The sequence below is a fragment of the Diaphorobacter sp. MNS-0 genome (genome assembly GCF_019602835.1).
Taxonomy (GTDB): Bacteria; Pseudomonadota; Gammaproteobacteria; order Burkholderiales; family Burkholderiaceae_C; genus Diaphorobacter; species Diaphorobacter nitroreducens.
The window spans coordinates 3,036,195-3,047,694 of the sequence record NZ_CP080761.1 but is presented as its reverse complement, the minus strand read 5'-3'; the positions used below and the strand labels follow the sequence as shown (position 1 = coordinate 3,047,694).

14 protein-coding genes and 1 pseudogene are annotated in these 11,500 nt (G+C 61.1%); 3 read left to right on the top strand and 12 right to left on the bottom strand.

Going from position 1 to position 11,500, the window contains the following annotated elements:
* Window positions 1–29: 29 nt before the first annotated feature.
* Window positions 30–1,241 carry a fatty acid desaturase gene (locus tag K2L43_RS14570; protein WP_220637846.1) on the top strand — a complete coding sequence of 404 codons (1,212 nt, stop codon included), beginning with the start codon at window positions 30–32 and terminating at the stop codon, window positions 1,239–1,241.
* 138 nt (window positions 1,242–1,379) lie between these two features.
* Here the strand turns inward: K2L43_RS14570 and rpmG are convergent, their stop codons facing one another.
* The 3 genes from rpmG to trxB form a co-directional block, all read right to left on the bottom strand.
* The gene (rpmG, locus tag K2L43_RS14565; protein ID WP_011806495.1) at window positions 1,380–1,550 is read right to left on the bottom strand and encodes a 50S ribosomal protein L33; all 171 of its coding nucleotides are present in this window, start codon (window positions 1,548–1,550) and stop codon (window positions 1,380–1,382) included.
* 20 nt (window positions 1,551–1,570) lie between these two features.
* A complete protein-coding gene (gene rpmB, locus K2L43_RS14560; protein WP_003058229.1) occupies window positions 1,571–1,804 on the bottom strand; it encodes a 50S ribosomal protein L28 in 234 nt (77 codons plus the stop codon).
* 233 nt (window positions 1,805–2,037) lie between these two features.
* Window positions 2,038–2,991 carry a thioredoxin-disulfide reductase gene (trxB, locus tag K2L43_RS14555; protein ID WP_015914049.1) on the bottom strand — a complete coding sequence of 318 codons (954 nt, stop codon included), beginning with the start codon at window positions 2,989–2,991 and terminating at the stop codon, window positions 2,038–2,040.
* 292 nt (window positions 2,992–3,283) lie between these two features.
* On the opposite strand from trxB, the gene K2L43_RS14550 reads away from it, so the two are divergent.
* Together K2L43_RS14550 and lolA are read left to right on the top strand one after the other, a co-directional pair.
* Window positions 3,284–5,614: a DNA translocase FtsK gene (locus K2L43_RS14550; protein WP_015914048.1), complete on the top strand. Its 2,331-nt coding sequence runs from the start codon at window positions 3,284–3,286 to the stop codon at window positions 5,612–5,614.
* Window positions 5,615–5,669: 55 nt separating this feature from the next.
* Window positions 5,670–6,308, top strand: coding sequence for an outer membrane lipoprotein chaperone LolA (gene lolA / locus K2L43_RS14545; protein ID WP_370567798.1), 639 nt, complete (start codon window positions 5,670–5,672; stop codon window positions 6,306–6,308).
* A gap of 60 nt (window positions 6,309–6,368) precedes the next feature.
* Here the strand turns inward: lolA and K2L43_RS14540 are convergent, their stop codons facing one another.
* The 9 genes and pseudogenes from K2L43_RS14540 to K2L43_RS14500 all read right to left on the bottom strand — a co-directional run bounded on the left by K2L43_RS14540 (window position 6,369) and on the right by K2L43_RS14500 (window position 11,480).
* Complete coding sequence (locus tag K2L43_RS14540; protein ID WP_255580607.1) at window positions 6,369–6,995, bottom strand: uracil-DNA glycosylase family protein; 627 nt, start codon at window positions 6,993–6,995, stop codon at window positions 6,369–6,371.
* A 98-nt stretch (window positions 6,996–7,093) separates the two neighbouring features.
* Window positions 7,094–7,483: pseudogene (locus K2L43_RS14535) on the bottom strand (DUF488 domain-containing protein).
* Window positions 7,484–7,833: 350 nt separating this feature from the next.
* The gene (locus K2L43_RS14530) at window positions 7,834–8,079 is read right to left on the bottom strand and encodes a DUF1010 domain-containing protein (protein WP_220639013.1); all 246 of its coding nucleotides are present in this window, start codon (window positions 8,077–8,079) and stop codon (window positions 7,834–7,836) included.
* 104 nt (window positions 8,080–8,183) lie between these two features.
* Window positions 8,184–8,438 (bottom strand): WYL domain-containing protein, encoded by a 255-nt coding sequence (locus K2L43_RS19245; protein WP_220639012.1) that lies wholly within the window; start codon window positions 8,436–8,438, stop codon window positions 8,184–8,186.
* A 39-nt stretch (window positions 8,439–8,477) separates the two neighbouring features.
* The gene (locus K2L43_RS14520) at window positions 8,478–8,702 is read right to left on the bottom strand and encodes a hypothetical protein (protein ID WP_220637844.1); all 225 of its coding nucleotides are present in this window, start codon (window positions 8,700–8,702) and stop codon (window positions 8,478–8,480) included.
* Between the two features lie 130 nt (window positions 8,703–8,832).
* Entirely contained in the window at window positions 8,833–9,687 is an 855-nt protein-coding gene (locus tag K2L43_RS14515; RefSeq protein ID WP_220637843.1) for a hypothetical protein, read from the bottom strand.
* Between the two features lie 71 nt (window positions 9,688–9,758).
* Window positions 9,759–10,013: a hypothetical protein gene (locus tag K2L43_RS14510; RefSeq protein WP_220637842.1), complete on the bottom strand. Its 255-nt coding sequence runs from the start codon at window positions 10,011–10,013 to the stop codon at window positions 9,759–9,761.
* A gap of 66 nt (window positions 10,014–10,079) precedes the next feature.
* Window positions 10,080–11,207 (bottom strand): DUF3800 domain-containing protein, encoded by a 1,128-nt coding sequence (locus K2L43_RS14505; RefSeq protein WP_220637841.1) that lies wholly within the window; start codon window positions 11,205–11,207, stop codon window positions 10,080–10,082.
* A gap of 24 nt (window positions 11,208–11,231) precedes the next feature.
* Complete coding sequence (locus K2L43_RS14500) at window positions 11,232–11,480, bottom strand: DUF1010 domain-containing protein (protein WP_220637840.1); 249 nt, start codon at window positions 11,478–11,480, stop codon at window positions 11,232–11,234.
* Window positions 11,481–11,500: the final 20 nt, after the last annotated feature.

Below are 11,500 nucleotides of genomic sequence, written 5' to 3'. Positions count from 1 at the left end.
GCGGTATTGGATAGTGGATCGAGGTTTGTATGTTGTTTGATAGCGCCGCGTGGAATACCGCGCTCGACTGGCTGGCGCATGGCGTGTGGGACCTGGCCTGGTGGCAGATCGTGCTCTACACCCTGGCCACCACCCACATCACGATCGCGGCGGTGACGATCTTCCTGCACCGCTCGCAGGCGCACCGTGCGCTGGACCTGGGGCCTGTGCCTGCGCATTTCTTCCGCTTCTGGTTGTGGCTGGGCACGGGCATGGTCACCAAGGAATGGGTGGCCATCCACCGCAAGCACCACGCCAAGTGCGAGACGCCCGACGACCCCCACAGCCCGCAGACGCGCGGCCTGCGCGCCGTGATGTGGCGCGGGGCCGAGCTGTACCGTGCCGAGGCGGCCAACGCCGAGACGCTGAAGAAGTTCGGCCATGGCACGCCGGACGACTGGATGGAGCGCAACGTCTACAGCCGCTTCACCTGGCAGGGCGTGGGGCTGATGCTGGTCATCAACCTGGTGCTGTTCGGCGCCGTGGGCGCCGCCGTGTGGGCCGTGCAGATGGCGTGGATCCCGTTCTGGGCCGCGGGCGTGGTCAACGGCGTGGGCCACTATTGGGGTTACCGCAACTTCGAGGCGCAGGACGCCTCCACCAACCTCGTGCCCTGGGGCCTTGTGATTGGCGGTGAAGAACTGCACAACAACCACCACACCTATCCGACGGCCGCGAAGTTCTCGGTCAAGCCGTACGAGTTCGACGTGGGGTGGCTCTACATCAGCGCGTTGCAGCGCCTGGGCTGGGCCAAGGTCAAGAAGGTGCCGCCCAAGCTGCGCCTGGGCGCCGTGAAGCCGGTGGCCGACGAAAAGACGCTGGAGGCGCTCATCGCCAACCGCTACGAGGTCATGGCTGGCTATGCACGCGGCGTGCGCCAAGCCTGCAAGGACGAGATCGCCGCGCTCAAGGCGCGCAAGGCCGACGTGTCGGCCCTCAAGCGCGCCAAGCGCTGGCTGCACCGCGACGCCGAGAAGGTCCCTGCGCAGGCCCAGCCGACGCTGGCCGAAGTGCGTGCGGCGCACCCCGTACTCGACAAGATGGTCACCATGCGCGAGGAGCTGCGCCAGCTCTGGCTCAACACCTCGCAGTCGCGCGATCAGCTGACCGCAGACCTGCAAGCCTGGTGCCAGCGGGCCGAGGCCAGCGGCATCGCGGCGCTCAAGGAGTTTTCGCTGAAGCTGCGCGCGGTCCACGCCTGAGCGACGCGGCGGCTGGCTCTTCTGACCGCAGTACCGCGGCGACCCGAAAGGGTGCCGCGGTTTTTTATGCCCACGCTGGACATGAAAAAAGCCGCCGGGCGCAACGCCGGGCGGCTTTTTGACAGGAGCCGGGCCGAATTACTTCAGCTTGGCTTCCTTGTACTCGACGTGCTTGCGAGCCTTGGGGTCGAACTTGATGATCGACATCTTCTCAGGCATCGTCTTCTTGTTCTTGGTGGTGGTGTAGAAGTGACCGGTTTCGGCCGTGGACACCAGCTTGATCTTTTCGCGTCCGCCTTTGGAAGCCATGGTTGTTCTCCTTGAGGAAATTAGGCTTGGCCACGGGCACGCATGTCTGCGAGCACGGAGTCGATACCGTTCTTGTCGATCAGGCGCAGAGCGGCGCTGGACACGCGCAGGCGCACCCAACGGTTCTCGCTTTCCACCCAGAAACGGCGGTACTGCAGGTTGGGCAGGAAACGGCGCTTGGTCTTGTTGTTGGCGTGGGAGACGTTGTTTCCCACCATGGGCTTCTTGCCCGTTACTTCACATACGCGTGCCATCAGGACACTCCGATAGTTGCAACGGCTGCCGGCGCTGAAGTCCCGCGAGAGCAGGAGCGTGCCGGTCAGCCTCACCTCGCCAGTTTGAACGGGTGGCGGTAACCCGGTCGCCGCAGCCTTTGCGCTGCAACTTGCAGGCGCAGGCTTTGGCAAAGCCGCGCATTATAGCCCGAATATCAAAAAGCCCCTGCATGCCGAAACCTGCAGGAGCCGGGTGGGCAGGGCTTAGTGCGTTATTCCTGTTGTTCCAGGAAGCGCTGCGCGTCCAGCGCGGCCATGCAGCCCGTGCCGGCGCTGGTGATGGCCTGGCGGTACACATGGTCCTGCACGTCGCCGGCGGCGAACACGCCCGGCACGCTGGTCTGCGTGGCAAAGCCCTTGAGGCCGCCCTGGGTCACGATGTAGCCGTTTTCCATCGCCAGCTGGCCCTGGAAGATGTCGGTGTTGGGCGCATGGCCGATGGCGATGAAGCAGCCTTGCAGCGCGATGTCCTCGGTATGGCCGTCTTCGGTGTGCTTGAGGCGGATGCCGGTCACGCCGGTGGCGTCGCCCAGCACCTCGTCCAGTGTGAAGAAGGTCTTGAGCTCGATCTTGCCGGCCGCCACCTTCTCCATGAGCTTGTCGATCAGGATGGGCTCGGCGCGGAACTTGTCGCGGCGGTGCACCAGCGTCACCTTGCGAGCGATGTTGGACAGGTACAGCGCTTCCTCTACGGCGGTGTTGCCGCCGCCGACCACGCACACGTCCTGTTCGCGATAGAAGAAGCCGTCGCAGGTGGCGCAGGCGGACACGCCCTTGCCCATGAAGGCTTCCTCGGAGGGCAGGCCCAGGTACTTGGCCGATGCACCCGTGGCGATGATGAGCGAGTCGCAGGTGTAGGTGCCGCTGTCGCCCGTAAGGGTGAAGGGGCGCTTGGACAGGTCCACCTGGCTGATGTGGTCGAACACGATCTGCGTTTTGAAGCGCTCGGCATGTTCCTGGAAGCGCTGCATCAGCTCGGGGCCTTGCACGCCGTTCACGTCGGCGGGCCAGTTGTCCACCTCGGTCGTGGTCATGAGTTGGCCGCCCTGGGCCAGGCCCGTGATGAGCACGGGGTTGAGGTTGGCACGGGCGGCATACACCGCAGCGGTGTAGCCCGCCGGGCCGGAGCCGAGGATCATGACTTTGGCGTGTTGGGTAGTGGACATGGCTGAAAAGTAAGGTTTTGTTATGCCGGGCGACCGGCGTGCCCCGTAAGAACCTGGGGCCGGGCCCCCCAGTATCAACCGGTCCGCGCGGGCGCCTGCGGTCGGGTTTTCAATCGCGGCCATTGTAAGAAGCCATGAATAACACGGCCGGGGCGGGCGTATCGGCCTTTGCGCTGGCGCAGCGCGGTGACAAAAAGGCGCGCAGCCGGCAGGCCTGGGGCGGGCTGCCGCACGCAGCGCACGGCACACAGACGCGTCGTCGGCATGGGGTAAGCTTGCGCGCTCTTATCCCATGACGTACTCCCTCAACACCCTGAACGCTTCTTCCTCCAGCAAGTCGGCGCCACGCACCGGCGCGGCGCGCTTCGGCCATGAGATCGGCCTGGTGCTGGGCCTGCTGGGCCTGGTGTTCTGGCTGCTGGCCCTCGTGAGCTATTCCGCGCAGGATGCGGCCTGGTCCACATCGGGTGCGGGCAATGGACAGCCGCTGTCCAATTGGGTGGGCAGGCTCGGGGCGTGGCTCGCCGACGGCAGCTACTTCGTGCTGGGCTTTTCCGTCTGGTGGTGCGTCGCCGCGGGCGTGCGCGCCTGGTTTGCGTCGCTGGCGCGCTGGATGCGCGGCGATGGCGCCGCAGGCCACGCGCCGTGGCAGCGCCGCGGCGTATTCTGGGGCGGCCTGGCGCTGCTGCTGTGTGCCAGCACGGCACTGGAATGGTCGCGGCTGTACCGGTTCGAAGCCCTGCTGCCCGGCCATGCGGGCGGCATGCTGGGCTATATGACGGGGCCGCTGGCCGTGCGCTGGCTCGGGTTCACGGGCTCGGGCCTGGCCGGCGTGGTGGTGGTCGTGCTGGGCGCGGCGCTGGTGTTCCGTTTCTCCTGGGGGCATCTGGCCGAGCGCCTGGGCGGGCGCATCGATGCGCTGGTGCAGCGCGGCCGGGCGCGGCGCGAGAAGGCCAAGGACGTGGCCGTGGGACGGCGCGCCGCGCGCGAGCGCGAGGAAGTGGTGCAGGAAGAGCGCCACGAGATTGAGGTGCAGCACCCGCAGCCTGTCACCATCATCGAGCCCGTGCTGTCCGATGTGGTGCAGAGCACCCGCGTGGTGAAGGAGCGCCAGAAACCCCTGTTCAGCGAGATGCCCGACAGCAACCTGCCGCAGGTGGACCTGCTGGACGCCGCGCAGGCGCGCCAGGAGACGGTGTCGCCCGAGACGCTGGAGATGACCAGCCGCCTGATCGAGAAGAAGCTCAAGGACTTCGGCGTGGACGTCACCGTGGTGGCCGCCATGCCCGGCCCGGTGATCACGCGCTACGAGATCGAGCCCGCCACGGGCGTGAAGGGCTCGCAGATCGTGAATCTGGCCAAGGACCTGGCGCGTTCGCTGTCGCTGGTGTCCATCCGCGTGATCGAGACCATTCCTGGCAAGAACTTCATGGCGCTGGAACTGCCCAACGCCAAACGCCAGACCATCCGCCTGTCGGAGATCCTGGGCTCGCAGGTCTACCACGACGCCAAGAGCCTGCTGACCATGGGCCTGGGCAAGGACATCGTGGGCGCGCCCGTGGTGGCGGACCTGGCCAAGATGCCGCACGTGCTGGTGGCGGGCACGACGGGCTCGGGCAAGTCGGTGGGGATCAACGCCATGATCCTGTCGCTGCTCTACAAGGCCGAGGCGCGCGACGTGCGCCTGCTGATGATCGACCCCAAGATGCTGGAAATGTCGGTTTACGAGGGCATTCCGCACCTGCTCGCGCCGGTGGTCACCGACATGAAGCAGGCCGCCCACGGGCTGAACTGGTGCGTGGCCGAAATGGAGCGCCGCTACAAGCTCATGAGCAAGCTGGGCGTGCGCAACCTCGCGGGCTACAACACGAAAATAGATGACGCCAAGGCGCGCGAGGAGCACATCCCCAACCCCTTCAGCCTCACACCGGAGAGCCCGGAGCCGCTGGAGCGGCTGCCGCACATCGTGGTGGTGATCGACGAGCTGGCCGACCTGATGATGGTCGTGGGCAAGAAGATCGAGGAGCTCATCGCCCGCCTGGCGCAGAAGGCGCGCGCTGCCGGCATCCACCTGATCCTGGCCACGCAGCGCCCCAGCGTGGACGTGATCACCGGCCTGATCAAGGCCAACATCCCCACGCGTATCGCTTTCCAGGTCAGCAGCAAGATCGACAGCCGCACCATCCTGGACCAGATGGGCGCCGAGGCCTTGCTGGGCATGGGCGACATGCTCTACATGGCCAGCGGCACGGGCCTGCCCATCCGCGTGCACGGCGCCTTTGTCTCCGATGACGAGGTGCACCGTGTCGTCAGCTACTTGAAGGAACAAGGGGAGCCGGACTACATCGAAGGGGTGCTCGAAGGCGGTACCGTCGAGGGCGACGACAGCGGCTTCGGCTTTGGCGACAGCGAAGGCGGCGGCGAGAAGGACCCCATGTACGACCAGGCCGTGGAGGTGGTGCTGAAAGACCGCAAGGCCAGCATCTCCTACGTGCAGCGCAAGCTGCGCATTGGCTACAACCGCTCCGCGCGCCTGCTCGAAGACATGGAGAAGGCCGGCCTGGTGAGCGCACTCACCGCCAGCGGCCAGCGCGAGGTGCTGGTGCCCGCGCGCAGCGAGTAAAGCTGCCTGGGCACGCTCCCTGGCCCGCTGTCCACGCAACCGCTTGCATGGAGAAATGGTGTTGAAGAAAGTATTTGCTGCGATTTTGATAGCTGCTGGCGCTGGTTGCGCCTGGGCTGACGGCCTGAAAAGCCTTGAAACCTTCATGAAGACCGCCCAGAGCGGCCGGTCCGAGTTCACGCAGACCGTGACCTCGCCGCCCAAGGACGGCCAGGCGGGCCGCACCAAGACCTCCAGCGGCAGTTTTGAGTTCCAGCGTCCAGGGCGCTTCAAATTCCATTACCGCAAGCCGTTTGAGCAGCTCATCGTGGCCGATGGGCAGACCCTGTGGCTGTACGACGCGGACTTGAACCAGGTGACCCAGCGCACGCAATCCAAGGCGCTGGGCAGCACCCCCGCGGCGCTGCTCGCGTCCGCACCCGACCTGGCGGCGCTGCGCGCCGACTTCGCGCTGGAGTCGGCGCCCGAGCAGGACGGCCTGCAGTGGGTGCTGGCTACGCCCAAGGCCAAGGACGGCCAGCTCAAGAGCGTGCGCGTGGGCTTCGCGGGGGAGCAACTGGCGGCGCTGGACATCCTGGACAGCTTTGGGCAGCGCTCGCTGATCCGCTTCACCGGCATGCAGCTCAACCCGGCGCTGCCGGCAGGCACCTTCCAGTTCAAGCCGCCTGCGGGGGCGGATGTGCTTTCGCAGTAAATGCTTCTGTTTCGATAGCTGCTAGCGCTTATAGGGTAAGCGCTAGAGCCCTGTTTTGCTCTAAACCGCCAGCACGGTCGCCACGCGTGCCCGCACCAGCGGCAGCAACTCGGACTCGAACCACGGGTGGCGCTTGAGCCAACCGTTGTTGCGCGGGCTGGGGTGCGGCAGGGCCAGGACGGGCGCATCCGGCAGGGTGCAGGTGCCGCGCACGGTTTCCCCCAGCGGCTGCCCGCGGCACGCGGCCAGATGCCAGGCCAGCGCGTATTGGCCCACGGCCACGGTCAGCGCGATGTTCGGCAGCCGTGCCAGCAGCGGCACGCGCCACGCGGGGGCGCATTCGGGGCGGGGCGGTGCATCGCCCGAGGCGCCACGGCCCGGATAGCAAAAGCCCATCGGCACGATGGCCACGCGCGCCGGGTCATAGAACGTCTCCCGCGTCAGCCCCAGCCACGTGCGCAGGCGCTCGCCGCTCGCGTCATCAAAGGGGATGCCCGAGGCATGCACCTTGCGCCCCGGTGCCTGCCCCACGATCAGCAGGCGCGCGCGTGCATCGGCCTGCAGCACGGGACGCGGGCCCAGCGGCAGGAAGGGGGCGCAGATCGTGCAGGCGCGCACGCGGCGCAGCAGCGCGTCCAGCGGCTCGTTGGGGGGCACTTCGACGCTCGGCGCTTTGGCCCGCGGCATTTCGACACGCGGCATTTCGACGCGCGGCAGGTCGTTGCCCGGCAATGCGTTGCGCGGCAATGCGTTGCGCGGCAATGTGTTGCCCGGTGGCTTCGCCATCAGTCTGCGATGCGTGCGCCGGCTTCGGACAGCAGCGCGCGCAACACCGAGCGGTGGCAGCGCGCCTCGTCTTCGCAGTAGCAACCCACGGAGAAATTGTTGTGCTGCGACAGCGCGGCCAGCAGCGCGATGGTGTGGCGGTTCTCCGGCGTGGCCATCTCCTGGCGGAACTACTGGGTGAAGGCCGCCCATTCCTTGGGCGTCTGCGCGGCCTGGGCGAGCTTGACGGTCTCGGGGCTGGGCGAGAGGTTGGGGTACCACACGTCATACCAGTCCTGCGCCGCGAACTGTTCCTTGGGCACGCCGCGCGGCGGGCGGCGCACGGTGCCGATGCGCGTGCCTTCATCGCGTGCGCGGGGAGTGCCGAGGCGGACGATGCGGATGGGCATGGTGGGGTACAGATACGGGCGACAGGAAGAGCTAACACCTGAACTCAGCCGCGCTGCACAGTGGCGGCAACGCATGCTAGCGTAGCGCATGCACGCGACTGCTGCCACGAACCAACGTCTAATACTCGCGGTAAGCCACGCCGGATCGAGAAGCACGGAGGGCACCCGCAAGCGGAGTTTGCCGGCGTCGGCTTGTCCAATTGGTCAGGCAGCCCGGGCCATGCCAATTGTTAGGCATACGCTACCCAACCACGGAACGTAAGAGCGGCGTAGAACAAGGAAACGCGCTTGAAGCCGGCTTTGCGCATCAGTTCTTCGTCCTGCATCGGCGACAGGATTTCTCTTCGGTGCTAACGGCCAAGGTAAGCCGCCCGCCGAAGGCGGGTCGGCTTGAACGCCGGGTTAGACCCGAAGGCCAAAAGGAAGCGCCCGGACTTGGACAAGGGCGCAGCCCACCAAAAAGCGCTGGGCCACGAAAGCGGCGCAGCGCTGCAAGAATGATAGCTGGTAGCGCTTGCTACACAAGCGCTGGAGGCCAAAAAGGCTTGAAATCCTTTGGAACAGGGCCGAGCGCTGGAACGAGTAGCTGTGCGCATAAAGCGGGTGATGGGGCTAACGTTGGAATTGAGCGGCTGCCAACCAGCGTAGCTGGTTGGCAGCCCGCTGCAATGACGGGTTAGGCAGTAGCGCGGCATAAGCACTAGCGGTTGCGATCAGAGAGCCAACGTTCCATGTCGGAGATTGGGCTTTCGTGTTGCGTGTCGATTGGATTTTGAATGCTGACTAACCTGAACGTCCTTTCCTCTTTTCGCAATTCGCAGTATCCAACGAGGTATTCTGGTGACTCAGCTGGATAGACGGCGATCAAGTTAACAGTACGTATGGTTATTTCACCTTGAGAGTTGGTGTATGTGAAGCGGATCTGACCTTGAGTTAAGAGTCCCTCAGTTTTTATCTTGTCTTTGAAACTGCCATAGCGGTGATAGTCGAGCGGTTAGTCCGATGTGATTGTGATCGCTCCGACTTTCTTGATGAAAACCGGAAGCTTGACTGTGGGGGACCTTTTGCGACTTTGCTTCTTGGGAACCGGGTCAAAAAACTTTCCCGACTCGATCAACCGATTCAAATTTTCGACCGCTGCATCCAGATTGCTATAGAGCTTTGCCATGCGACGCTCCTTGGCAGCCTGTTCCTGCTTGGCCTTGGTCGCTGCAGACACTGGACGCCTTGGTTTGGATGTTGGCATTAGCGTTGGGTTTATAGATGCCCGAACGGACAGGGTTGATGCTTTCTGAGGCCTAACGCCTTGAGTTCAGCCGACGCCGTAGGCGGTCGTCTGCGACGAAATGTTAGATTTTATCTGCAACTTCCCATCCTTTATGAGTAAGCTCAAAGACTTGGCCTTTATGACCGCGTTCGACGACTAGACCCGATGATATAAGCTCATCTAAAGCAGATTCCCATTTTGCGCTCTCTCGCCCTGAATTACCACCAAGCTGCTCCCCTCCAACTTGAATTGTTTTCCCTCCAATATAGGAAACTTTTAGTATTAATCCATCTTGATACGTGCTCGCCAATTTGAGTATATTCTTTGCTTCATTGGTTAGTTTGTTTTCAATGGAAATAGAGGTGCTGCCTACGCTAGGAATTCCAACCAAGCCAAGCGTGGGGTGAGTTCCAATTAGGCCTCTTAAGTATGGATTTTTGGCTAGAGAAACTTGTAGCTGTTTTGAGAACTTACGCTCTAATTCCTCAGGCGTATCAAATGTTTCAATAAGACCTTTGGACTTTAATAAATCTCGAAATTGTTTTACTTTTTCATATTGATCTGCATTAATACTTTCTGGGGCAGCCGGCTTCGAAGAGAAATATATCATTGCAGGCTTTCCTGCTTTGATATGGTTATCTATTTCCTCGACTGTACCGCTAGAGAAGTCGCCGGTGGGTGTTCCAAGTCTAGTCCAAAATACGCCAATTAATAAATCGCAATTTTTTAAAATTCGGCTATTTATTAACTCTTGTGCTCGGGTGCTAATTTCCGGGGATGAATGTGTATCCCAGCCTACTGCCGTCAATATTGCATGAGTTGATTCGGCGTTTACGTCATTCCAATCATGTATCACTCGTCTAATTAATTCTCTTTCTTCAACGACATCGCCGGGGGAGGCAATCATTACAGGAATTACGGTTGCTTGATAGGCCATGATTTGATTAATAAAAAATCTAACGGGCTAGGTAAGCCGCCCGCAGTATGCGGGTCGGCTTGAGCGCCGGGTTAGGGCTGAGTCTGAATTGCATGAACAATAAGCTCACTCCCGCCAACTTCAATGGATTTTTTCCAGACATGTTTTTTGTTTTCAATGGCTGAAAAATCTCCGCTATACGCTTTGTGCGCCAGTTCTTGTTTAAGAGCTGGGCTGAGGTTGGAAATACTTTCAACCCAGTTAATAAAGCCTCGAAAGTTGCTGTGACTGCTTTGTGCAACGTGTGTCGAGCCTTTGAAGGAAATGACATAGGTATACAGCGGCATTCATCCCCTAACGTTTGAATTCACCGGCCTGCGCGGCTTTTCGCGCAGGTCCGGTGGAATGAGAGGTTAGCCATCGCCGCGCACTGCACGAAGGCGCCTTTCTTCATCGATTGCCATTAGCTCTTTCCCTTTCGCAATCTGCTCCTCAGTGGGATCAGGCAATTCTTCAAACCAGCGTTCCCATCTGGCCGCGAGTGCATTCAACGAGATTTCATCTGTGCGCCCTCGGTGAATGTGTGGTTTGACGAGGGCATACAGTTCTGGGGCAAGTTCCTTCTTTTCCATCACGCGCTTAAATACCCAAAGATGAACGTCGACAAGCTCAAGCCCTCCACTGGTTGCACTAGACGAAAATGAGATGGGAGTTTTCGGCATGCCACTGAAATCGATTGCCGGAAGGCCTGGGCCGTTAACTGCCGGAATCCCACTCATTGCAGCGAAGTATTCAGAGAGAGACTTCTGAGCTTTGTTGAATTGAGACTGTTGGTCAACGATGATCGCGGCTTCCTTCTTCCGTTGCTTCTTCAGGCGAGAGGCAATGCCATGCATTACTGACTGGAAACCAATGATGTTGGGCGTGACCTGTAGCCGATCTTTCTTGCTCTTGGTGTTGTAGTAGATCTCGGACGGATTTTTCTCAGCCCATGTGAGGACATCGGAGATAAGCTGCCGGGATCGAGCATCGGGTAGTTCTCCTACCCGGGAACGCAAATCCATGCAGACGGACACAAGTGCTGCTTCCGCTTTTGCATCATCAATTTCAATCCGAGCCTCCCATGCGCGCTTGGCAAGGTCTTCGTCGAATAATGTCGCCAGTTTGAGTAGCAGTACATAGCGCATTGGTGTCCAGTAACCCGACCAAGTAATAGCGGGATTATTTCCATGGTCAAAGACTTGGTCAAAAAAGCAAATGATCGCGTGATCTGGCTTTGCAACCCGATAAAGGTCAAATCGAAAGTCGAGTCTTCGTTGGATTGCAGCGAGCCCTTCAATCAAAGGTACTAAACCACCGTTGCCAAGTTCATTTGCATGAAGGCGCGTCACTTGCGCCTGACGCCTTAATTTTTGAAGATGTTCCTCGGCCAGGAAGTCGACGTTGACCTGACTGGAAAGAACGCCGTAGTACAGCATTGGCTGGTCGGGGTCGAATAGGTTGGGGCCGGTGTGCCCGCTCTCGTCAACGTAGAAGTACAAGAGGCATCCTCTGTAATGTGATGGCTAACGGACAAGATAAGCCGCCCGCAGTATGCGGGTCGGCTTGAGCGCCGGGTTAGACCCAAAGCGCAAAAACGAAAGTGACCGCACAGGCCACTGACTACGAAAAAAAGAGCTGCCTGCGCTTGCTGTACAAGGGCTAGAGGCCAAAAAGGATTGAAACTGGCGCAACCCACGCAGGCGAAGCCCGAGCGAACGCCAAACACCCAGCGGATAAACGCTTGGGAGGGTAAATGGCGCTTGAATATTCATGGGCTGAAATGAGCAGGAAT

Coding starts and splice junctions, on each gene's coding strand:
- lolA (WP_370567798.1), top strand. CDS start 5,670: ATGGTGTTGAAGAAAGTATTTGCTGCGATTTTGATAGCTGCTGGCGCT.
- K2L43_RS14550 (WP_015914048.1), top strand. CDS start 3,284: ATGACGTACTCCCTCAACACCCTGAACGCTTCTTCCTCCAGCAAGTCG.
- K2L43_RS14500 (WP_220637840.1), bottom strand. CDS start 11,480: ATGAATATTCAAGCGCCATTTACCCTCCCAAGCGTTTATCCGCTGGGT.
- K2L43_RS14510 (WP_220637842.1), bottom strand. CDS start 10,013: ATGCCGCTGTATACCTATGTCATTTCCTTCAAAGGCTCGACACACGTT.
- rpmB (WP_003058229.1), bottom strand. CDS start 1,804: ATGGCACGCGTATGTGAAGTAACGGGCAAGAAGCCCATGGTGGGAAAC.
- K2L43_RS14515 (WP_220637843.1), bottom strand. CDS start 9,687: ATGGCCTATCAAGCAACCGTAATTCCTGTAATGATTGCCTCCCCCGGC.
- K2L43_RS14540 (WP_255580607.1), bottom strand. CDS start 6,995: ATGCCGCGGGCCAAAGCGCCGAGCGTCGAAGTGCCCCCCAACGAGCCG.
- K2L43_RS14530 (WP_220639013.1), bottom strand. CDS start 8,079: ATGCGCACAGCTACTCGTTCCAGCGCTCGGCCCTGTTCCAAAGGATTT.
- rpmG (WP_011806495.1), bottom strand. CDS start 1,550: ATGGCTTCCAAAGGCGGACGCGAAAAGATCAAGCTGGTGTCCACGGCC.
- trxB (WP_015914049.1), bottom strand. CDS start 2,991: ATGTCCACTACCCAACACGCCAAAGTCATGATCCTCGGCTCCGGCCCG.
- K2L43_RS14570 (WP_220637846.1), top strand. CDS start 30: ATGTTGTTTGATAGCGCCGCGTGGAATACCGCGCTCGACTGGCTGGCG.